Here is a 22,025-nt window from a genome sequence, read left to right as displayed (position 1 = left end):
CTCCTTCATAAGCCGGAATGCGCTTGCGGGCGGCCCGGCGTCTTGATCGGAATATTGAATTCGTGCCTGCCCGGACCGACTTCGACGGCTTTTCTGCCGGCTGAAAAGCTGCGGGCAACGCGCTCCGCGCTTCCGCCCCGGACATTCGGTTCCCGATCGCGTTCGGATCGCGATCCGTCTTCGCCGCCCGGCAGCGTCACCTCCGCCGACGTTCCGGCCGGAATTTCGAGTTCTATCACCAGCCGCCCGGCTTCGCGGCGCCAGCCCGAACAAACGCGTCCCGCCGGGGTATCCAGCTCCGCGCGCACCCAGTCCAGATCGGCGGGAACGCAAGGACGGATACCGATCCGGGCGTATCCCGGTTCCAGCGGCACGATTCCGGCCAGACGCGTAAAGAACGAAACCCCGATCCCGCCGAACATCGCGTGATCGTGCGAGTGCATGCCGCCTTTGAAGCTCCATTGCTCCCACAGCGTGGTCGCGCCCTGTTCGATCTGCCAACCGAATCCCGGGTATTCCTTCGTCGTCAACAGCTCGTACGCCAAGTCGGTATGGCCGTGATCGGCCAACACGTCGAGCAGATGCCGCGTCCCGTAGATGCCCGTATCCAGATGCCGACCGGCTTGCCCGATCGCGGCGATCAGGATGCTGACCGCTTCTTCGATGCCGTCTTCCGGCACCAGGCCGAACGCGAGCGGCAGAATCTGGGATGTCTGCGAACCGCTGCCGTACACGCCGTTTCCCCGGTAAAAACGGTCGTGGAACGCGGCGCCTACCTTTTTCGCCAAAGACCGGAAAATCGCGGCGTCTTCCGCGTATCCGAGCGTTTCGGCCGCCTGTGCCGCCACGTCCGCCTGCATCGCGTACAGCGACGTGTTGACCAACTCCGGATCGCGGAAATAATTGGCCCACCCGTCGTCGTTCGGCGGACACCAATCGCCGAATCCTTCGTCGACGATATGCTGCGGCCAACGGTCGGTCAGGTATTGGATATAAGCTTTCATCGACGCATACCCTTCGCGCAGCAAATCAAGATCGCCGTAATACCGATACAGATGCCACGGCAGCGTGACGCGGTCGCCGCTCCAATCCGGGTTGCTGTCGCTGCCTTCGATATCGGCCATCCATTTGCGGTAATACGCCTTCATTCCGAAATTATGGATCGCCGCTTCTTCCACGACCGCCGAGTCCATCAGGCACGGCGTCCGTTCGTCGCGCTGGCAGCAATCGGTCGGTATGCTGACCAAATTGTTGAGGATCGAGCGGCGGATATTGTTTTGTATCTGTTCCAGCAGCGGATCGGACGAGCGGAAGCTTCCGCCCGATAGCACGTCCGCATGGATCGGCACGGCTTGAATCCGCGACAGATCGGCGGTCGTGCGTACCTCCGCGTACCGGAATCCGTGGTAAGTAAACGAAGGCTCGTAATTTTCCGCTTGTTGTCCGCCCAGCACGTAGACGTCGCGGGCGCTGGCATTGCGGTTGGTCCATCCGTCGAGCGCGCCCCGGCCGTCGATCAATTCGCCGTACCGGATCTCTACGCGTTCTCCGGCTTCGCCGCGCACCCGAATCCGTGCCCAACCCGCGATATTTTGCCCGAAATCGTAAACGGTAACGCCCGGCTCCGGCTGGTAGGCGCACACCGCTTCGAGCGGTTCTTGCCTACGGATCGGCGGTTGGCCGCTTGATTCCGGGCGCCCTTCCGGCGTCGGCGCGATAACGGCAGGCGTCCAGCTTTCGGCGGACCGTGCGGAAGCCGGGAAGCCCGGCAATCGCCAGTCGCCGCTTTGCAGGCGGGCATCGTAAGTTTCGCCGTCATATATATCGTGCATCGAGACCGGTCCGGGCGCGGTCGACCAGGTTTCGTCCGTGCCGACGGTAACGGCGCTTCCGTCCGCGAAAACCAGATCGAGCTGTACAATTAGTGCTTTGTCGCGGTTCCATTTCCAGCCCCAGCGCGAATAGTTGAAGTTGTACCCGTTGCCTAGCGAAGCGCCGATCACGTTCTCGCCTTCAAGCAGCAGATGAAGCAGCTCGTCGGCTTCGTAGACGTCGACCAGCATCCGCCGATCGTACGGCGTATTTGCCGGAGCCAGCACCCGGTCGCCGATCCGGCGGCCGTTCAAGCTCAGCTCGTACCAGCCGAGCGCGTACGCGCGAAGCGTCGCCGCGATCGGCTTCGACGGCAGATCGAAACCTCGGCGAAACAAAGGGCTGTCCACAGGCAGCGGATTTTCGCACAACGCCGTCTCGCCGGGAAGCAGGCGCAGCCCGTTGCCGGAGAGATCGAGACTGCCCGCGCCGAAATGCAGCGCGGCAGGATCGTAAAAGCGGTTGACGTAAAGCGCCCGATCGTCGGCGCCAAAAATCCGCAGTTCGCGGAAAACCGCCGTCGACTCTTTTCCCGACCGGAAACCGACGCTGCCCCGCCGGGAATCGGCTTCGCGGACTTGCGCTTCGCTTTCCGCCGGATAGCCGTCGATCCTTGCAGGCACGGACGGCGCCGCCCCGGCAGCGGCTTGTTCGCTTGCCCGGCCCGGCAAGCCGCCGTCCGCCGTCCCGCGAACCGCGACGCTCGCCGCGACTGCGGCGGCCGCAGCCGACGGATAGGCCGACAGCGCCGGTCGGCCGTTCAACTGCACGTGCACGACGCTTCGCTCCTGCACGATGCGCACGGCCACTTCGAACAGTTCCCGGCCGACCGCTTCCGCTTCGTTCGGTCCCGCTTGCCTGAGGGCCGACTCGCTTGCGTCGGCTTCGGCGCTTGCTGCCGCTTCCGCCCGGCGCAGCTCCGGCGCCAAGACCCGGGCCGCTTCTTCGCGCGCGTCGCCGTTTGCCGCGTAGAGCGCGGCGCTGCCGTCCGCCGCGTCCAGCCGCAGCACGCGGCATTCGGCGCCGTCCCGCACCGCGAACCAGATCTCCGCGCTGCCGCCTTTTTCCAGGCTTGCCCGCACTTCCAACGCGCGCATATCCCAGTCCCGATGATCCTGCACGGGCCGGGTGATCCATTTCGCGTTCCAGGCCGCGAACGCTTGCGTTGGCCCTTCGTTCGACTCAGGTTGTTGCGTCGACGCCGAGCCGCTTATCGGTTTCGTGTTGTCCGTCACCGTCATTCCCCCGATCCTTTTGCTTTTTCTAACTGTGCTTTTTGTCCGTTCGCCGCCCTAGGGCGTGTCTTCAAACCTACTGAAGTGTATCTTTAGCTGCCTTTTCGCTCTCCGCCGCGTCAGTTCCCCTCGACGTGCCCCGGCACGCCTTCGGAAAACTTCATTGCCGAGAACGAAAATTCAGTTAAATCTACGCCCGTCGAGGTTTGAAGACACGCCCTACGAACTTTCCGCGACCGATCTCCGACCGGCTCCGACTTTCGGCGCGTTCCATGCTCCGATCATGACCTGTTCGGGCAGCCCGGAACCTTCGCCTTCAAAACCGATCACGCGTTCCTCGCCCGGATACAGACCGAAATCATTGTCCGCCAAAAACCACTCCCAACCCGAAGGAAACCCTTCCGCAATCACCCGGTAAGCCGGAAGATCGCCGATATTGCGCACGACGATCGCGCCTCCCCTTTCGTTTTGCCGGACCGTCCATTCCAGCCGCGTTTGCGGCAACCGCCGCAGCGGCGCGTCGGGCAAGCCGCCGTACAGTTCGAACGCCCGCTCCGCTTCGGCGCCCGGATACTCGTTGGCGTCGCCGCGATGTTGATGTTCGAACGCCAACAGTTCTTCCGTTTTGGGCTGCCCGTTGAACGCGTACCAGCGGTCCGACAATAACGTACCGTTCTCGTCGCGCAGCGAAACGGCGAGCAGAAACGGCGACGATTCGGCCGCTTCGCGCGGCAAAACGATCGGTTCGTACGGCAGCTTGACCGTTTCGCCCGCCGCAAGTTCAAACTTGCCGAACGTGCGCGAATATGCTGTTTGCAGAGAAGCCCCGTACAAAATAACGGTCGCGCTCGCGTTCGACAGCGCGTCCCGCGCATCGTTGGCGACATGCAGCGAGACGTCCAACGTTTCGCCCGCCGACCACCCTTCCGCGCGCGGATACACCGCGAACGCGCTGCGGGGCAAGCAGGTTTGACGCGCCCGGTAATAAGACAGCTTCGGCGTGCCGTAAAAATCGACGACGCCCCACGAATGGCCGGGAAACAACTCGCTGAACTTGTAATACCAGAAGCCCGTTTTTCCCAAACCCGATCCGGCACGCTGCGCGTCCCCCGTAAAAGCGATCGAATTCCCCTGAGCGCTTTGCGAGTACAACGCATAATCGTCCCAACTTCGGATCGGGCCGTAAGCGCCGTAACGCATGACTTTGATGATGTCTTTCAAGCCGAATTGGTGAAAATGCGCTTTCCAGCCCCGGCTTTTTTCGGTCGGCGGGAAAGCATCCAGTTCTTCCGCAGGCATGTAACGCAAACAGCTTTCGCGGTCGGGCTGGCTCGGAATGCCGTATTCGCCGTAAAAAACGGACGGCATGCCCAGCGTCGATCGTTCCAGCGGTTCGCCGCCGTGATACACGTCCCAGTTATGCACGCTGCCGCCCCACGGATCGGTCCGGTGAAACGGGCGCGACGGATCGAGTCCCCGGCAACGGCGCCCGACCAGGAACAAGCCTTCGTCCGCGCCGCCGTGAACGCCGTTTTCGTTGCCGCCGCCCCACATGACGAGCGAAGGATGGCTGCGCAGCCTTGTCACCGAACGCGAGACTTGCCGGTCCAGCACGCCGAGATCGGTGTGCGGCGAATCCGGCGGTCCCCAGCACAGCGGAAATTCCTGGTACACCAAAATCCCTTTTTGATCGCAAAGTTCGTAAAAGAAGTCCGATTCGACCAATCCGCCGCCCCAGGCGCGCAGCATTTGCACGCCTCCGCGCCGGGCCAGCTCCAGCAGCCTTGCGTATAACCGTTCGTTTTGCTCCAGCATCGGTTCCGGCCAGCACCAGTTCGCGCCTTTGATAAACATCGGGATGCCGTTAACCACGAACTGCCAACGGTAGTGTTTCCCCGGCTCGGCTTTGGGAGCCGGCCGCATATGCAGCGTGCGCACGCCGAACACGGTTTCCGCGGCGTGCAGCGCGCGCCTTTCCGCCGCTTCGGCTTGCGCCCCGCCGTCGTATACGCTCAAGGAAAGCGTGTACAGATTCGGGTCGCCGTACCCGGCAGGCCACCACAAAGCCGGATCGGGCAAGTCGATCTCGGCGGCGAAGCGGGTTCGCCCGTATCCGATCTCCGCTTCGGTACGGAACCGAAAAACGTTCGAACCGTCGAAATTCCCGTCCGGCTGCGGCGCGTCCGGTTTCGTTTCCCGGTTGCGCCGCGCTTCTTCTTCGCGCTTCTTTTGATCCGCCGATGCTGCCGCGGATTGCGGCGTATCGGCTTTTCGCCGGATTTCCAGTTCGACGCTTACCGTCGTCTGTTCCCGCAGCAGGCTATCCAGCGCGTACTCGATACGAAGCTGCGCGCTGGACGCGCCCAGCGACTGCGTGACCGCGTACGGCTCCAGCACCGACACGTCCGGCTCCGCCGTCACGGTCACGTCCCGCCAGATGCCGAGCGAGATCAGATGCCCGTAATGCCAGCCGAAGCCGGGACTGCCTTTGAGTTTGCCGTTCCACGATTGCGGCGCCTGGTCGATTCGCACGACCAACTCATTGACGCCTTCGCTTTCGAAACGGGCAAGCCGCGAAACATCGAGATCCGGCCCGCCGAACATGCCCGCGTGATGCCCGAGCGATTGTCCGTTCAAAAAAACCGTGCCGGAATAATCCAGCCCGCCGAAACGAAGCGTCAACCGGCGTCCGCGCCACTTTTCGGGCAGCTCGAACGTTTTGGCAAACCACCAATCTTGCCGCTCGATTCTTGTTCGCCGGAACCAAGCAGGAAATTGTTTCGGTTCGCCATGCTGCTCCAACTCGTCGATCGTGTTGGTGTCCCAATACGGATCGGGCAGCTTGCCCAGTTTGACCAGCGATTTTTGCACGGTGGAAGGGACCGTTACTTCGTCCCAATCGCTGCGGTCGAAGCCGGGCGCGTACCATTTTTCCGCCATGCCCGGGCTTTGCCGCCCTTTGCGTCCGAACCAGCCGGTAAACGGAGCCGGATCGCCGGGATCGGCCGGATCGCAGCTTTTCATGCGCCAGATGCCGGATAACGACAACGTTTGCGAGCTTTTTGCGGAGTCGGAGCGGGAGTATGCGCCGACCTCGCCGCTATCCGCAGACTCCCGCAAACGCTGCATCACCGCCGTTCGAACCGGCAGCGCGCAGTCGGCTTCGATCCGCGCATCGCCGTGCAGCGACGAGCGGCGGTACGCTTCGTCTTCGATCTCGTCGAGATACGGTGCGGAAACCGGCCCGGCAGCCGCATCAGTATCAGTGTCGGGATCGGCAAAAACGGCATATTTCCGATCAAGTCGATCGTTCATGGGTCCTATTCTCCTTTCGCGTACACGGCTTAGTGACTTGTCTTAGGTTAAGGTGTCGACAACCGTTCAAGTTTCCATATTGCGAATGTTGACTTTTTGCTCACTTTTCACGCCAAAAACGACTCACTTTCTCGATTTGTTGACTTTTCATTCACTTTTTTCGCTTAAAAAAGCAATATGGACGTTTTGAAGGCTAAAATGTGCGCATATCGTCAACATTTTCGATAAAACTAGAAATTCCGGCTGAAAATGTTGATGTTTTGCTCGCTTTTCAAGCTAACAACGATCCCGTTTTCCAGTTTGTTGATATTTTGCTCGCTTTTTCATACCTGCGCGCTGATCCGCCCCACCGCCGGCATCCAGACAAAAACGGAGCCGCGATACGGCTTCGCGGCTCCGTCGTCGGTGTTGCGGTTCGAGATTCCGTTACAGCCCGTGCTCGCTTCTCAGGCGCTGCACTTCGCTATTGTAAAACTCCGTGAAGTCTTCGGCCCCGGCTTTTTGGAACGACTCCAGCGCGGCCTGCTTCGCTTTTTCGAACGAAGCGTCGTCTTTCGACAAAATGATTTTCGCGGCTTCGCGGGCAGCCAGTTCTTTGAGCGACGCTTCCTGCTTTTTGCGGTCTTCCGGCAGCACGACGCCCGGAACGGTCGAGCTTTTCAAAATTTCTTCGTCCGACAAGCCTTCCATCCACGTGGTGTACGTGTCCAGTTTGCCGTCGTCGATCAGCTTCTGGAACACTTGACCGGAGTAGGTCGCCCCGTAATGCTCGGCAAAGTCTTTTTCCAATACGGTTGCCGATTGTTCCAACGCTTCTTCCGACGTGAACAGATTGATCGGCTGACCGTCGTCCGGATCAATAAAGTCGCCGCCCAGGCCGATGATATTGCGGTCGAGCGACAGACCCGACGCTTCGTATTCCGCGCCGCCTTTCGCTTTGAGCGCCAGCGTCTCGGCCGTCAGCTTCGGCACGCCGTTTTCTTCGGTCCAATGCGTGCCTTCGATGCCGTTATACATCGTGCGGGCGCCTTCGTAAGAGTAGATATAATTCAGGAACTCCATCGCTTTTTCCGGGTTTTTCGAGCTTTTGGAAATGCTGTACGATTTGTCCGACCAGCCGATCGGATTGACTTGCCCGGTCCAGGCCAGCTTGCCTGCCGGCACCACGACATAGCCTTTGCCGTCTTCGGTATGCTGCGCGTTGAAGTCGCCCATCGCCCACGTCGCCGGTCCGACGACGATCTGGCCGGACGTGGCTTTCGCCATGTAATCGTTGTTTTTCATCGTCAACGAATCGGGGTCGAGCAATCCGCGGCGGTACGCGTCGTTATAGAAGTCCATCGCCGTCCAGAAATTCGACGATTCGTCGGTCAGCACGCTGATAAAGTCGCTCGTGCCGACTTTCGCCGCCGTCAGGTCGCTCGTCGTCCCGGTCACTTCGGTAAACGTGATCGGCGGGATCAGGTACGGCCAGATGCCCCAGTCCTGCCACATCGACACGCCGTACACCGGCTTGCCGTCGTCGGTGGTCGGATGCTTGGCGACGATCTGTTCGACCGCGTTCAGCAGATCGTCCATACTGTTCAGCTCCGGCGCGCCGATTTCTTTGTACCAATCCCAACGGATCGTCGGCCCGATCGTGATCGGCTGGATCGTCGAACCCGGCTTCGGCTGGACTTGCGGAGGCAGGAAATACAGCGAATCCGTGCCGTTGCTCCAGTTCTTTTTGCTGTAATCGACGACGGTCGGGATATTGGCGGAGATGTCTTTGCCGTGCTCCGCCAGCATGTCGTCCATCGGGACGATCAAGCCGCCTTCGATCAACTGTTTCTGGTATTTGGTCGGGTCGGCGCGCACGATGTCCGGCAGATCGCCGCCCGCGAGCAGCACGTTGAATTTATTTTCGTCCGCTTCCACGTACTCCACTTTGACGCCGACTTTCGCCGCGATTTCTTTCATGACGTCGCTGTCTTGATGCGCGTTCCACGTCGTGCCCGGTTCCATGACCAGCACGCGCAGCGTCGTCAGCCCGTCGGCCGAAGCCCCGGTATCCGCGCTGCCGTTTTCCGTCGAGGTATTGCTTGCTCCCCCGGAACAGGCGGTAACCAGCAAAGCCGTCAGCAGCACCGGAACGGCAAAACGAAATCCACCTTTTTTTCTCATGCGTTGACCCTCCTCTGAATATGAATCTTCTCGTTATGATGATCGGCCGTTCGACCGGACAATCCTGCGATGCGCGGACGAATGTCGTTCGCAGATACGGCGATTCCGTCTGCTCTGGCACTCAACGCGTTCCGCTTGCCGACGTCAGCCTTTGACCGCGCCGATCATGATGCCTTTGACGAAGTAACGTTGCAGCAGCGGGTACACCAGCACGATCGGCAGCGTGACCAGCATGGTGATCGTCATGCGGATCGACTGCGGCGTCAACGTCCGGACCAGATCGCCCCGCGTTAACTGTTCCGTCGTCATGTTCGACAAATTGCTCGACTGGTTGAGGAAGTTGTACAGCACCAGTTGGAGCGTTTGCAATTTGGGATTTTCGACGAGGAAAAAGTTGTCGAACCAGGTGTTCCATTGCCCGACGGCGGAGAAAATGGCAATCGTCGCGATAATCGGCATCGACAGCGGGAAAATGATGCTGGTGAATACGCGGAAGTATCCGGCGCCGTCGATCTTCGCGGATTCTTCGAGCGACGGCGGAAGCTGCTCGATAAACGTTTTGATTAAAATGATGTTGAATCCCGATATGGCGGTAGGCAAAATGTACAGCAGGAAGTTGTTTTGCAGCCCGTACATTTTCATGGTCAGGTACCACGGAATAAATCCGGCGTTGAAGTACATGGTGATCAGTACGAACCGGTAAATGAATTTGCGCAGCGGCAGCTCGTTTTTCGTGATCAGGTAAGCGAAAAAGGAGCAACTGAACACGGTGATGACCGTCCCGAGAATCGTCCGTCCGAGCGTCACGATCGCGGCGTCCGCGATACCCGGAAGCTGGACGGTCGTTTTGTACGCTTCCAGCGAGAACCCGGCGGGCCAGAGATAGACGCCTTTTTGCGCTTCGATCGAATCGCTGATGGAATAAATGAAGATGTAGTAAAACGGATAGATGGTCACGATCACGAGCAGACTGAGAAACGTGTAGTTGAACACCGTGAACGCGGCTTCTTTCCAATCGACGGGTTTGCGGCTTCGCGCCGGCTTGAGGTTGGCGGATGTGGTCATTGGCGGTCTCCTTTCGCGAAATTCAGACGATGCTTTGGCCGCGGACTTTTTTGGATAAAGCGTTGACGCCGAACAGCAGCAGCAGGCTAATCAACGTTTTGAAAATGCCGACGGCGGTGGAATACGAGTAATCGCCGGTTACAAGGCCCAGACGGTACACGTACAGGTCGAGCACTTCGATCCGGTCGGCGATCATCACGTTGCTGAATACGAGGTACTGCTCGAACCCGGCCGACAGCAGGTTGCTGACCGATAGCAGCAGCAGCACGATAAACGTAGGCATGATGCTCGGAATCGTGATATGCCAGATCATCCGGAACCGTCCGGCTCCGTCGACTTTGGCCGCGTCGTACTGTTCGGCGTCGATCCCGACGATCGCGGCCAGATAGATGATCGCGCTCCAACCGACCGATTTCCACAGCAGCAACAGCGTTTGCACCGTCCATACCCGGTCATAGTTGCCGAGCACGTCGACGGGAGTACCCGGAATGCCCATTTTCATCATGATGGAGTTGACCGCGCCTTCCGTGCTGAACATGCTGAACGCCAGCGAGAACACGATGATCCAACTGATATAGTTCGGCAGCGTCGACACGGTCTGGACCAGGCGCTTGAACCATTCCGTTTTCACTTCGGACAGCATGATCGCGAACAGCAGCGGGATCGGCGCGGTCAGGATCGACAGCAGACTGAGCGCCAACGTATTGATCAGCACCGGCCCCATGCGCGGATCGTCCAGCATGTTGGCGAAGTTCTGTATCCCGATAAAAGGCGTCTGGCTGAGCGGAATGCCCGGCCTGTAATCGAAAAAGGCGTAAATCCAGCCGAATAGCGGGACGTAACTGAACGCGAGCGTGAACACGACGAACGGCAGCGCCATCAGCAGCAGCTTGATTCCGTCTTTGCGGAACAGCTTCGTTTTTCGGCCGGCGGCTTCTTTTTTGGCGGCGTAGGTGAATGCCATGGCGACTCTCCTTCGATAAGCGTTTTTTTGCGGCGGTACCGCGTTTGCTTCTGATTAAATGATAACGCTTTCTTTTGGAGCCACGCCTGAAACTTCTACCGGAAAGGTTGAAAAAAATTCGCCGCCCCGCGCGCAAACTTGAACGATCCCCATATCCGTTTGAACGAATAGCGAACAAGCGGGCAAAATGCTTCTTTTCCGCCGAACGCGAAAAGGCCCGGCCGCGCTTCGATCGGGAAGCGGCGGCCGGACTTTTCCCCGCACAGACGCGGCAGGAGGTACGTTAAGCGTCAAGCCTGTTTTTCGGCGCCGTAACGTCTTCTTCGCGCAGCGCCGGGAGCGTGACGACCGCTTCCGCGCCTTGGACTCTGCGCACGAAACGCACGCCGTAATCGTCCCCGAAATACAGCCGGATGCGTTTGTTGACGTTGTTCAGCCCTACGCCGCTGCCGCCTTCGCCGGGACGCTGCGCGTCGCCTTGCTCAAGACCGAGGTTCAATGCTTCCAACTGTTCGTCCGTCAGCCCCGCTCCCGAATCTTTCACGCTCAGCGTAAGCACGCCGCCGCGTTCCGACGCCCCGATCTCGATCGCGATGCCCGGCGTTTCTTCCTGACGGCCGGCGGCGATCGAATTTTCGACCAGCGGCTGCAAAATGAAACGCGGCACGCGGCAATCGCGAAGCTCGTCCGGCACTTGCTGCCCGAACCGGATATCGTCGCCGAAGCGCATGCTCGCGATCGTGAGATAGTTTTGCAAATACTCCAATTCGTCTTGCAGCGCGCACATCGGGTCTTTTTTCGAAAAAACGGGCCGCAGCAGATTGCCGAGCGCCACGATGGTGCCGACGATATTGTCCGCTTTGACGATCGCCGCCATCCAGCGGATCATATTCAGCGTGTTGTACAAAAAATGCGGGTTGATCTGGTATTGCAGCGCCTCCAGTTCAAGCTCGCGCTTTTTTTCCTGAATCTCGTTGTTTTTGTCGACCAGTTCGACCATGCTGAGCGACATTTCGTTGAACCTGCGGATCAGCGTGCCCAGTTCGTTGTTCGGGATATGGCGCATGGTGACCCCCAGTTCGCCCCGGCTCATGTCCTGCATTTTTTCCGCAAGCAGCCTTAAAGGCCGGACGATCCGTCTCAACCAGAAATACGAAGCGACGAAAATCGCCAGCACGCTCAGCAGAAACACGACCGACACCAGCCGCTGCACCGCGAAAATCTGCCCGGAGTAACGGGCGAGCGGGATTTCTTTCGTCAGATACCAATCCGTCGCGTCCATCCGGTAATACACGATCTGCACGTCGCGGTCGCCGGAGCGTTCGTCGAAGCTGCCGTATCCGCCGGCATCGGACGAAGACGGAACGAACGGCGCGCGCGTGCCTACCTGCTCGGGACGGCTCGACGACAGTACCATCCCGCTTGCGTCGACGATGTACATATCCCCTTCGTCCGGCTTCAGAGAAGCGGCGTAAAGCGAAGCCAGATACCGTTCGTCGATATTGAAAATAAGCGTCGCGCTCGTGTTGGGATCGTAAATGGCCCGCGTTCCCCGCATCAGGCTGATAAGGTACCCGTCGTCGCGTCCCGTCATGTACGGATTGTAAAACGATTTGCGGATACGCGGCTCCAGAATCAACTCGGGATAACGCTGGATCGTGCGCCGGAAAGGCTCGGAGGTAAAAAAGCTTTTTTTCCATTCTTCTTTATCGTAAACGAGCGTCCGGTCTTCGCTGCCGCCGACCGCGCCCAGATTGTCCGACGTGATATAGATCGAGTCGATATAGCCATAATTGTCGATAAAATCGGCGATGACGTTTTGCACGTCGTTTTTCGATTCCAAAAATTCGACTTCCGTTTTGTCCGAGATGCCGTACAGCAGATTCTGGATTCGGTCGTCCCGTAAAAACAGCATCGACAGCCGGTCCACTTCTTGCACCAGGCCGTCGATATTGTAGTCGAGCTGTTGAAACTGCTGAACCAGCAAACTTTCGTTTTGTTCGCGGACCATATTCTGCATAAACGAGTAGATGAAATACGAAAATCCGGCCAGCACGGCCAGACTGACAAGCATGACGTATACGAGTAACTGCGTCCCCAGTTTGCGGAACCCGCGCAGCGGTCTCATGAGCGCTCACCGGAACCGGCCAGCATCTGTTTGCGGTATTCGTTGGGGTTCAAGCCGGTCACTTTTTTGAACACTTTGCTGAAGTACGTATACTCAGGGGAAAAGCCGACTTCGACCGGGATATCGGACGGTTTGTGGCGCCCTTCGATCAGCAGTTCTTTCGCGCGCTCGATCCGGTAGCGGTTCAGGTAATCGACGAACGGGGTTTGCAGTTCTTTTTTGAACAGATTGCTGAGGTAGCCGGGGCTGAAGCCTACATGCGCCGCCACCGTCTGCAAGCCGATATTGTCCGCGTAATGCAGCTTGATGTAATCGAGCGCCCGCTTGATCTCGTCGCTCATGTGCATCCGCCCGTTTTCCTGCTCGGCGAGGTCTTCGATATAATCGGCCGCCTGGTCCAGCATGTCCGGCAGATTGTCGCATTGTTCCAGATTTTCCGTGATGCTCAGCAGCAGCGTTTTCTCGTTCCGGCCGCTGTCGTATACGTTCGTGCCGAGCCACTGTACGAAGCGCAGCAGCATGATCTCCAACGAACGCCGGTCGCCGCCCGCTTCGCGCTCGAAATAATCCAGCATCTCGTCGTATTCGCGCTGTTTGGCCGGCATAAGCAGACCGCGGATGCCTTCGAAACGGCGTATCCGCCCCACGCGTTCGCGCACCCCGGACAAATCCGCGGTATCGCCTTCCCGATGCCGGCGTCCGGGACCGGAAGCGAATTTGCGTTCCAGCGCCCGCTGCGCTTCGGCGTACGACGCATGCAAGCTGTCGTACCCGCCGCCCGTCCCGCCGATCCCGAACGAGACGGAGCCGTTGAAGTACAGCCGGATCACTTCCTGCACGCGGCCGAGAATATTTTCCGTTTCGCGCGCGATCGCTTGTTCCGACACCAGATCGTCGAAATGCAGGATCAGCGCGTAGCGCGTCTCGCCGACCTGCACCGCCTCGCCGCGCTTATGCGCCGACAACACTTCTTCGAACAGGTTCAGCAGCGTCATTTTAATCAAGTGGCCGTGCTGGTCGCGGAATTTTTCTTTGAGCCGTGCGTACCGGTCCACTTCGGCCACGCATACGCGCAGCCGTACCGGGGACAGGCGCAGTTCGCTGCGCTCGATAAACCGGCCCAGTTCGTCGGCGGAAAAGATATTGTAGAACAGGAAGTCTTTGAACATTTTTTCTTTGAGCAGTTCGCGGTCCGACGACGAAGCTTCGCGCTGCGGCGTCTGGCGGTCGGGACGGCTTTCCAGTTCGTGCCGGACGGCGCCGAGCACGTCTTCGATCTCCTGCTCCGTCATGGTGAGCTTCAGGATATAGCCGGTGACGCCCAGCGACAGCGCTTTGCGCGCCAACTCGAATTCTTCCAGGCAGGACAGCACGACGATCCGGGTATCGCGGTCGACGTTGCGGATATGCGAGATCAGCGTCATGCCGTCCATTTTGGGCATGGACAGGTCGGTGATCACGACGTCGGGCTTTTCGCGTTCGTAATACGCCCACGCCGCTTGGCCGTCCGGAAAATCGGCCGCCACTTCCATATCGAACTTGCTCCAGTCGACCGAATTTTTCAATCCGATCCGTACCAGCATTTCGTCTTCGACGATCATGACTTTGTGCATGTTCATTCCTCCTCGATCGTCAGTATCCAATCGCAGCCGCGCCCGCTGCCGGGCGCGACGAACCGGGCGACAGAACCGCCGCTTTCGGCGATCGCCGTCGGCAACGCTTCGCTTCGAATGCCGGTGCGCGGGCAAAACCATCCGGCGCTCCAGGCGCCGCTTCCGAGCGCCGCCGGATCGACGTCGACGTACAGCCCGTTCGGGCTGTAGATCCAGGCGATGCGCTCGCTCCGCGCCGACGCCATGCGGTTGTCGCCGGAGCGGTTGGACGCCAGCAGTTCGGGCGCCGGACGGAACGCCGAACCCAGATGCGGAGCGATCAACGCCCGCAGATGGCGCATCTGCTCCGCGCCGGGACGGCGCAGCGCTTGCCGCCAGCCCATCAGGAAAAAGTCGCCGGCTTCGACGAAGTCGGTCGACGCGTACAGACCCGGCTCCGGCGCCATCGGCCAGACGGAATGATGGCCGTACGTATGGCCGAAAGCGCCGGACAGCACCGCGCGGTAAGCGGCGCGGCGCACGTCGGCGGCGTCGAAATATCCGTTCTCCGACCGGAACCCGATCGGAATGTCTTCGTAGCAAGGTTCCCCGTCGAGCGTCGGCTTGACCGGCGTTCGGCCGTAATCGGCCGCGACCCGCTTGTCGTTGGCGATCTCCCGTTCGCCGTGACCGGACTGGATCATATTGAAGTCCAGCCAGTCTTCGCCGTGCATATGATGCGACGAAGATTCGGCGCCTTTGGGATGAAACGTCATAAGCTGCCGGGCGCCTCCGGCTTTCAATCCGCGGACCATGCCGTCCACGATCGCGAAATGCGCCACCGTCGACAGCGGACGGTCGCCGCCGAGCACCCAAACCAGATGGCCGCGGCCGCCGTACCGTTCGCCCAACCAGCGACCGTACGCATACGCGTTGTCCGCCGTGAAGATCTCCGGCCCGGCGCCGTGCATCTGGTTGAATTTGTCGCCCCACGTCGGCAACAGCGCCATGTACAACCCGAGGCGCGAAGCTTCGTCCAGCACGGCGTCGACATGCCGCCAATACGAATCGTCGCCGTCCGTATCCGGCAGCGACGGGTCCGGCAAGCCGCTTGCGCCGATCTTCAGCGGCAGGCGCCCCGCCGCGCTGGGCGTCGTGACGCCTTGCAGTTCGGCGAGCAGCACGGCCTGCACGACGGTAAAGCCTTGCTCCGCGCGCGTGCGCAAATAATACGCCGCTTCTTCGGCGTTCAGCCGATGGAACAATTCCCAAGCGGTATCGCCTAGCCAGAAAAACGGCGCTCCGCCGGCCTGTTCCAGATAACGGCGGTTCGCCGATACCCGCAAAGCGGGCAAGCCGGAATCGGGCGCCGATTTTGCCGCCGCTGCGCCGATTTGCGGCTGCGCGGCTAAGCGATCTGCCGCTTCGGCAGCGCCGGATTCATGATCGCCGACCGCCGCGTCCCGGTCAAACCGATAAGGGTGACGTGCCATCAAAGCTCCTCCTTCCTTGTGTGACTGCCTTTTTTTGTGCGCGGCCGATTGCGGGATTACGACAAAGCCGCGATCCCGGATTCACAGGATCGAAAACACCCAGTAATGAAATTCGTTCCAGCTTCGCGTCTCGCCGTCCTGCACGTATTCCAGTTCGATGCGCAAATCGCTTTTGCCCGACGTGTAGGAGGCCGGAATATCGAATTCGTCTTCCAGCCAGCGGCGGTACGGGTTGCGATCCGCGAAGTACCAGCTCCGTTCCGTCACCCGTTGCCCGTCCACGTAGACGTTTGCCCGCTGCCGCCCGCTGATCTGATCGGACCTGCGCCGCAGCCGCACGCCCGCGTTGTCCGGCCGGACCGATACGGAAAACGCGCTTCGGCCTTCGATCTCCCGGCCGGTATTTTTCAAAAACCGGTTGGTGCCGTCCTCGTAAGCCGATTCCAGCCCGTACGTGCCGAGATCGCCGGTCGCCCGGTATTCGTGGATGCCTTCCGAAGCGGGATCGCCGATATCCAGTTCGTCGGTCAGCACCATGCCCGGCCGATCGACCCCGTAATAGAACAAGATACCGGAATGCCGGATATACTGGTTGTTGAACTCCCCCGATTCGATGCCGAACGCCAATTCTTGCCGGAACGGGTAAAAGTCGCCCGCGCACAGCCGCACCATCGACCACGGGTTGTCCGGCTGCCCGTCGTACGCGCTGGACGGATTTTGCTCCGGCGGCGTCGGGAACCCCCAACCGTAGCAGACCCAGCTTTCGGAGCCGTCGCTCTCCACTTGCGGCGTCCAGTTTCCGTCGATATGCACGCGCACGTCGCCTTCGCAGCTAATGACGCCCGGGCGGCGGGTGAACGCGGTCACGTGTCCGGCGACCAGATGCCCCGTCCCTTCGATCTTGCCTATCATGCTGTCGCGGCCGGGCGAAGCCGTCGCTCCGTAATAGTCCGACGTTCGGAAATAACCCGTTTCCCGTTCCGGGTAGCGAACGTCTTCGCCGGGCAAAAACGTCGTGTCCCACGCGTCGAACATGATGTCCGCGTCGCCCCGGTTCTGCAACTCGACGACCGCGCTTCGCCAATAAGGCATCGGGAAGTAACAGTAACCGCTGCCATTTTGTCTCCTGCCGTGAGACAGCACGCCGACCGGGTTCAAGCCCAATTCATTGGCGAAAAAAACGCCCGCCGGGCAGTAGACGTCCGGCCGTTCGTGACCGTCCCAGGCCATGCGAACCCAAATATCCGACAACCAGCCGCTGCCCGCTTCGGACGGGCAGGCTTCGATCGCTGACACGCTGCCTGCGCCGCTCTGCTCGAACACCGTCACGCTGTCGCCGGGAGCAAGCTTCAGGTGCCGACGCTCCGCCGTTTGTTCGCCGCCTTGCACAGGCTTGGGGTCCGAGCCGACGCCGCGCCACATCTCCAGTAGCCGCCCGTAATCTTCTTCACCCGTGAACGTGCGCAACGGAGGCTCTCCGGCCGCTTCAAGCTCCGCGTACGCATGGTATACGACGTGCCCCCAACCGCCGTCCCCTTTGGCCGCCGCTTTGAGACGAATATCGCTCGTGATGCGGCAAGACCGTTCGTACGGCATCGGCACGAAGCTTCGCACGACGCGGATCGGGCCGCGCCCTCCGTCTTCGGGACCGAGATAAGCGTCCGCAAGCGGCGCGAGAAACGGGGCTTTGCTGCCGAATTCGGAATGGCGGATCTCGAAACGGGGTTCTTTTTCCCCGTCGAAATAAAACCGGAACGTCGGCTCCTCGCTGTCGGGATAACGGTGCTGCACGAAGTTGTAGACGCAGCCCGGCCCGTCGACGTCGAAAAGCACCCACTCGTCCCGCTCTTTGTACAACCACCAATCCCAATCCGCGTTGAAGCCTTTTTTGTCGATGCTGCCTTCGTACTGCACGCGCACGCCGTGGCGAAGCCGCGGCAGCAGATCGAAGCGTTCCATATGGGCCAATCCTGTCGGTCCGGCGGATACTGTCATATCGGAGTCCTCCCGCATGTTCGAAGTTGAGCGAATCGTTTCGATAGAAGCTGGCTTTACGGCTACGATTTTACAGTAAAGCGTTATCATTATCCAGAAAAAAACGCGTTTTCGAACTTGAAAATAAATGTTCAAGTTCGGACGTTCGCGGACGCTTAGGGTTGGGGCGGACGGTCGGCACGAACGGAAACCTGAAGCGCGGCGCTGTCGCAAATAGAGCTAAAGCCCACCTGCGTTTGAAACCGCAGTCGCGCGAAACGGCTGAATATTTTTCGATATTCAGTCGTTTTAAAAAATTCGCACCAAACGTCAACAATTGCAGCCGAATTCACCCGTATTTTCGCAAATGCTGAGGTTTCGTCAACATTTTGGCTTGATTTCCTCCAAATTCGGCGCTTAAAGCGAAATTTGTTGACTTTATATCAGCATTTTTTTTAAACAGCTACTTAAATCGAGAAAATGTGTGCAAAACGTCAACAATCGAACCTTCGCAGCCCACGCAGTACGCAACCTATGCGATCACTCTCCAGCACACTTCGACGTTCGGCGATTCCATAGAGCGGCAAAACCTTTTTTGAAACCTCGATAACGGTGTTGACGTTTGCCGCGTTTGAAAAACAAAGGGGGAATACGGATGGAAAGCAAGAAAACCCGGTTAAAAGTCTCGCTTGTCGGTCTGTCGCTTGTTTTGCTGATTGCTGTGCTTACCGAATGCGTCAACCGAAACCAACGAGCGTCTTTCGGCGAACATGCGGTGCCGCGCGAACTGACGATTGCCAAAAACACGACCAACCAAAACCGCGACGAATGCAAAGGAACTTTAGATTATCTCGATGGCTTGATGTTGAACAATATTCACTATTCCAATAAAGAATCTCTCGACGAACGCGGCAAGTCGTTGCCTGCGGGACTGATCGGCGATCGGATCTCCGAAGTGTCCTACACGATGTCCGGCGACGCGTGCAGCGACTTCGTGATGCGAAGCGGCGACGCCACGTTGCTGCCGACCGGAACGCCTATCTATGAAATGAAAGGGTACAAACCGGACTTCCGGGTTATCGCCGACGGCCGGATCTTCGAAGTGAGCGACAATCCGGACGCGAAAACGATTGGGGATCTGTACGATATCGAAGGAAAAGTAGCGAAGGTGAGCCGTGTGAGCGGCAACGACGGAAGTCTGATGCGGGAGTTCAGCCCGGAGGATACGCAGGCTTTTCTCTCGGATCTGCTGTCGCTGGAGTACGTGGGCTTCGAAGCGATCTATACAAACAACCCGCCGGAATACCGCATTTCGTTGCAGCTCGACTTGAACGACGGAACGAATATCCGGCTCGGCTATTGGCCGAAAGCCAACGCGATTGTGGAAGGGGCGTACGGTACGGAACGAATGTTAGCGATCGTGCAAGGAGAGCGTTGACGGTTCAAGCTTCGCGAAACGGGCGCAAAGCCGAAAAAGGAACGTTCCGCCGAGGCAAACGTTCCTTTTTTGTGCGGTTCAACACCTTCCTTCATGCCGAAACCGCATTGCTCCGTCCGGCGACGAGCGTACGGCATAGCAGCAGCGCGATCAGCATGTAGACCGACACCATAGCGACGACGCCCGGCCAGCCGATATGCTGATAAAAAACGCCGCCGACCGTGCCGCTGACGCTGGAGCCGACGTAATAAAAAAACAAATATAGCGAAGACGCCTGCGCCGGATGCTCCGATGCCGTTCGTCCGACCCAACTGCTGGCGACGGAATGGGCGCCGAAAAAACCGAACGTCAACAGCGCGATGCCGAACAACTTGGCGACCAGCGGCGGCGCGAGCGTCAACAGTGCGCCGCCCGCGATAATGCCGATCCCGATCCGCATCGTTTTTTCCCGCCCGATCCGGTCGGCCAGCCTGCCCATCCAGGTGGAGCTGAACGTGCCGGTCAAATACACGAGAAAAATGCCGCTGACCCAGGTCTGGCTCAACGAATACGGACGGTCCAGCAGCACGTAGCCGATATAATTGAACGTCGTGACGAAGCTGCCCATCAGCAGGAATCCGAGTCCGTACAGCGCCAAAAGGCGGACGTCTTTGAGCTGCGAAACCAGCGTGCGTCCGATTTGCCGGGTCGACAGCGCCGCGGGACGGAATCGCCGCGAAGCCGGCAGCCAGCGGCAGAACAGCAGCGCCGCGACCAAGCCGCTGAAGCCGATGCCGAGCAGCGACGCCCGCCAATCGAACAGGTCGGCCAGCACGCCGCCGATGATGCGTCCGCCCATCCCGCCGACCGAATTGCCGCTAATATACAGCCCCATCGCGTAGCCCAGACTGGACGGTTCGACTTCTTCGCTCAAATACGTCATGGCGATCGCCGGAACGCCGGCCAGCGCCGCTCCTTGAAGCGCCCGAAGCGCCAGCAAAGCCGTATACCCGGGACTGAACGCGGCCAGCACCGCCAGCAGCGACGCGGCGAACAGCGACAGCGCCATCACCTTTTTGCGGCCCGACGCGTCGGACAGCGATCCGACGACCAACATGGTCGCGGCCATCGAGACGGTCGTGACCGACAGCGACAGACTCGCCGCCGCGGGCTGAAGCCCGAAATCGCGCGAAAATTCCGGCATCAGCGGCTGCATGCAGTAGAGCAGCGCGAACGTGCTGAACCCGCCCGCGAACAACGCGAAGCTCGTTTTGCGGAACTCCGGGCTGCCTTGACGAAAACGGGTCGAAGATTCAAGCGATCCCGGCGTTTCGGACCGGAGTTCCGGGTCGGCGGCGCTTCGACAACCCGGGATGTCGCCTTGCTCCGGCGTCGGTGTGCTTTTCTTTTGCCGATTCGTGGCGATCTCCTCCTTTTTTGCGGCGGCCGACCGTTCGTTGTGGCATCGGATCGGCTCGCCGCTGTTACTGCCGGTACAGCACGCGCGGCATGCCCGTCAAAAACTCGTATCCGTCCGGCGTGACGACCACCGTATCTTCGATCTGAAAACCGCCCGCGCCGAGTTCGTAATACGGCACTTCCACGCAGAATACCATGCCTTCTTCCAGCACCCGGTGGTCGCTCGGCCCCAACACGATATCGTCGTACAATTCCAGTCCGATCGCGTGGCCCACGTGCTGACGCCGATAATGCGGAATGCCGCTGCCGCGCACGCGCCCGACGGCCGCTTCGAAAATCTCCGACGCTTGGACGCCGGGACGCACCTGTTCCAGCGCGGTTTCCCAGCCTGCGTATACGGCGGCGAAATGCTTCGTCTGCCACTCGTCGGCTTCGCCCAGCACGGCGGTGCGGCCCGTATCGGCCCAGTAGCCGTCGAGATGGCTGCACAGATCGAAGCGGACCAGATCGCCTTGCTCGATACGGCGGAAATAACGCTCGATCAGCGGCAGCGCGCTGCGCGGTCCCGCGCCGACCGCCACCATCGCGGGCACGGCGCCGGCCGAGACGATGCCGCGCCGGTAATGCGCCGCGATTTCTTCTTCGTGCACGCCTTCGCGGATCAAACCGATCAGTTCGCGCTCCAGCCGTTCGTTGAGAATCGCGGCTTCGCGCAAGCGCCGGATTTCGACCGGCGTTTTGACCTGGCGGATCTCGCGGAACAGCGCATAGGCGCGGATCACCGACCGTTCCGGCCGCCCGGCTTCGAACTGCGCGTATACCGACGGCGAGATGCGCATTTCGTCGATGCCGACCGCCGCCTGCCCGACGCCCAGGTCGTGCAGCGCGGCGTTCAACGCTTCGAGCGGCCCGGCGTACGTATGCGCCGTTTGCAGCAGGGCGTAAAAGGCGTCGACGTCCGGCGTGGAAGCCCGTCCTTCCGGCGAACCTTCCAAAAAGAAATCGCTGTACAGATACAGGTCGGCCGTGGTCAGACCGATCTGCGCGACGACGCCCAAACGGTTCGTCGGGATAATAAGGCGGGGTCTGGCTGTCGGATCGGCGGGCAGGACGGCATAAATCTGCATAGTCCAGTTGGTGGCGCGAAGCTGGGAGCCGATCACGTAGCCGACGTTTTCCGGCGTGGTCGCGACCAGCGCTTGCAGCCCATCGCGCCGCATTACGCGTTCGGCGCGCTGCCGATTGGCCGTGCTTTCGGCGGCGGCAGCCGTCGAGCCGACTCCGCGTCCGGCCGATGAAAACGGCGACGCGGCTTGATTGAATTCGGTCATCAAAAACTCCTCCTTCGAAATAGGTTAAGTCCCGGTGGCGGCGATGTTCCGTTGCGG

13 protein-coding genes are annotated in these 22,025 nt (G+C 59.9%); 1 reads left to right on the top strand and 12 read right to left on the bottom strand.

Annotated elements, in window-relative coordinates; translation table 11 throughout:
- Positions 1–5: 5 nt before the first annotated feature.
- The 10 genes from WKI47_RS20690 to WKI47_RS20645 form a co-directional block, all read right to left on the bottom strand.
- Positions 6–3,107 carry a family 78 glycoside hydrolase catalytic domain gene (locus WKI47_RS20690; RefSeq protein WP_340229083.1) on the bottom strand — a complete coding sequence of 1,034 codons (3,102 nt, stop codon included), beginning with the start codon at positions 3,105–3,107 and terminating at the stop codon, positions 6–8.
- A 219-nt stretch (positions 3,108–3,326) separates the two neighbouring features.
- Entirely contained in the window at positions 3,327–6,422 is a 3,096-nt protein-coding gene (locus WKI47_RS20685) for a glycoside hydrolase family 2 protein (protein ID WP_340229081.1), read from the bottom strand.
- A 426-nt stretch (positions 6,423–6,848) separates the two neighbouring features.
- The gene (locus tag WKI47_RS20680) at positions 6,849–8,585 is read right to left on the bottom strand and encodes an extracellular solute-binding protein (RefSeq protein ID WP_340229080.1); all 1,737 of its coding nucleotides are present in this window, start codon (positions 8,583–8,585) and stop codon (positions 6,849–6,851) included.
- Positions 8,582–8,710, bottom strand: coding sequence for a hypothetical protein (locus WKI47_RS20675; RefSeq protein ID WP_340229079.1), 129 nt, complete (start codon positions 8,708–8,710; stop codon positions 8,582–8,584). The genes WKI47_RS20680 and WKI47_RS20675 overlap by 4 nt, the downstream gene beginning before the upstream one ends.
- A 19-nt stretch (positions 8,711–8,729) precedes the next feature.
- Complete coding sequence (locus tag WKI47_RS20670) at positions 8,730–9,650, bottom strand: carbohydrate ABC transporter permease (protein WP_340229078.1); 921 nt, start codon at positions 9,648–9,650, stop codon at positions 8,730–8,732.
- A gap of 22 nt (positions 9,651–9,672) precedes the next feature.
- On the bottom strand, positions 9,673–10,614 hold the full coding sequence (locus WKI47_RS20665) for an ABC transporter permease (RefSeq protein ID WP_340229077.1): 942 nt from the start codon (positions 10,612–10,614) through the stop codon (positions 9,673–9,675).
- 283 nt (positions 10,615–10,897) lie between these two features.
- Positions 10,898–12,742: a sensor histidine kinase gene (locus WKI47_RS20660; protein WP_340229076.1), complete on the bottom strand. Its 1,845-nt coding sequence runs from the start codon at positions 12,740–12,742 to the stop codon at positions 10,898–10,900.
- Positions 12,739–14,355: a response regulator transcription factor gene (locus tag WKI47_RS20655; protein WP_340229075.1), complete on the bottom strand. Its 1,617-nt coding sequence runs from the start codon at positions 14,353–14,355 to the stop codon at positions 12,739–12,741. The genes WKI47_RS20660 and WKI47_RS20655 overlap by 4 nt, the downstream gene beginning before the upstream one ends.
- 2 nt (positions 14,356–14,357) lie before the next feature.
- On the bottom strand, positions 14,358–15,827 hold the full coding sequence (locus tag WKI47_RS20650) for a DUF4038 domain-containing protein (RefSeq protein ID WP_340229074.1): 1,470 nt from the start codon (positions 15,825–15,827) through the stop codon (positions 14,358–14,360).
- 81 nt (positions 15,828–15,908) lie between these two features.
- Positions 15,909–17,822, bottom strand: coding sequence for a DUF2961 domain-containing protein (locus WKI47_RS20645; RefSeq protein ID WP_340229073.1), 1,914 nt, complete (start codon positions 17,820–17,822; stop codon positions 15,909–15,911).
- Positions 17,823–18,456: 634 nt separating this feature from the next.
- Between WKI47_RS20645 and WKI47_RS20640 the strand changes: the two genes are divergently transcribed.
- On the top strand, positions 18,457–19,239 hold the full coding sequence (locus tag WKI47_RS20640; protein WP_340229072.1) for a hypothetical protein: 783 nt from the start codon (positions 18,457–18,459) through the stop codon (positions 19,237–19,239).
- Between the two features lie 91 nt (positions 19,240–19,330).
- Here the strand turns inward: WKI47_RS20640 and WKI47_RS20635 are convergent, their stop codons facing one another.
- Positions 19,331–20,476, bottom strand: coding sequence for an MFS transporter (locus WKI47_RS20635; RefSeq protein ID WP_340229071.1), 1,146 nt, complete (start codon positions 20,474–20,476; stop codon positions 19,331–19,333).
- Positions 20,477–20,702: 226 nt separating this feature from the next.
- Positions 20,703–21,968, bottom strand: a complete 1,266-nt coding sequence (locus tag WKI47_RS20630) for a Xaa-Pro peptidase family protein (RefSeq protein ID WP_340229070.1) — start codon at positions 21,966–21,968, stop codon at positions 20,703–20,705.
- Positions 21,969–22,025 lie beyond the last annotated feature (57 nt).

Source organism: Saccharibacillus sacchari (assembly GCF_037722395.1).
Taxonomy (GTDB): domain Bacteria; phylum Bacillota; class Bacilli; order Paenibacillales; family Paenibacillaceae; genus Saccharibacillus; species Saccharibacillus sacchari_A.
The sequence above is the reverse complement of the archived record's forward strand: the minus strand, read 5'-3'. Positions and strand labels throughout refer to the sequence as shown.

Bases quoted from the DNA above. Each gene is read 5' to 3' on its own strand.
- WKI47_RS20685 (WP_340229081.1), bottom strand. From the start codon at position 6,422: ATGAACGATCGACTTGATCGGAAATATGCCGTTTTTGCCGATCCCGAC.
- WKI47_RS20680 (WP_340229080.1), bottom strand. From the start codon at position 8,585: ATGAGAAAAAAAGGTGGATTTCGTTTTGCCGTTCCGGTGCTGCTGACG.
- WKI47_RS20670 (WP_340229078.1), bottom strand. From the start codon at position 9,650: ATGACCACATCCGCCAACCTCAAGCCGGCGCGAAGCCGCAAACCCGTC.
- WKI47_RS20665 (WP_340229077.1), bottom strand. From the start codon at position 10,614: ATGGCATTCACCTACGCCGCCAAAAAAGAAGCCGCCGGCCGAAAAACG.
- WKI47_RS20660 (WP_340229076.1), bottom strand. From the start codon at position 12,742: ATGAGACCGCTGCGCGGGTTCCGCAAACTGGGGACGCAGTTACTCGTA.
- WKI47_RS20655 (WP_340229075.1), bottom strand. From the start codon at position 14,355: ATGCACAAAGTCATGATCGTCGAAGACGAAATGCTGGTACGGATCGGA.
- WKI47_RS20650 (WP_340229074.1), bottom strand. From the start codon at position 15,827: ATGGCACGTCACCCTTATCGGTTTGACCGGGACGCGGCGGTCGGCGAT.
- WKI47_RS20645 (WP_340229073.1), bottom strand. From the start codon at position 17,822: ATGACAGTATCCGCCGGACCGACAGGATTGGCCCATATGGAACGCTTC.
- WKI47_RS20640 (WP_340229072.1), top strand. From the start codon at position 18,457: ATGGAAAGCAAGAAAACCCGGTTAAAAGTCTCGCTTGTCGGTCTGTCG.
- WKI47_RS20630 (WP_340229070.1), bottom strand. From the start codon at position 21,968: ATGACCGAATTCAATCAAGCCGCGTCGCCGTTTTCATCGGCCGGACGC.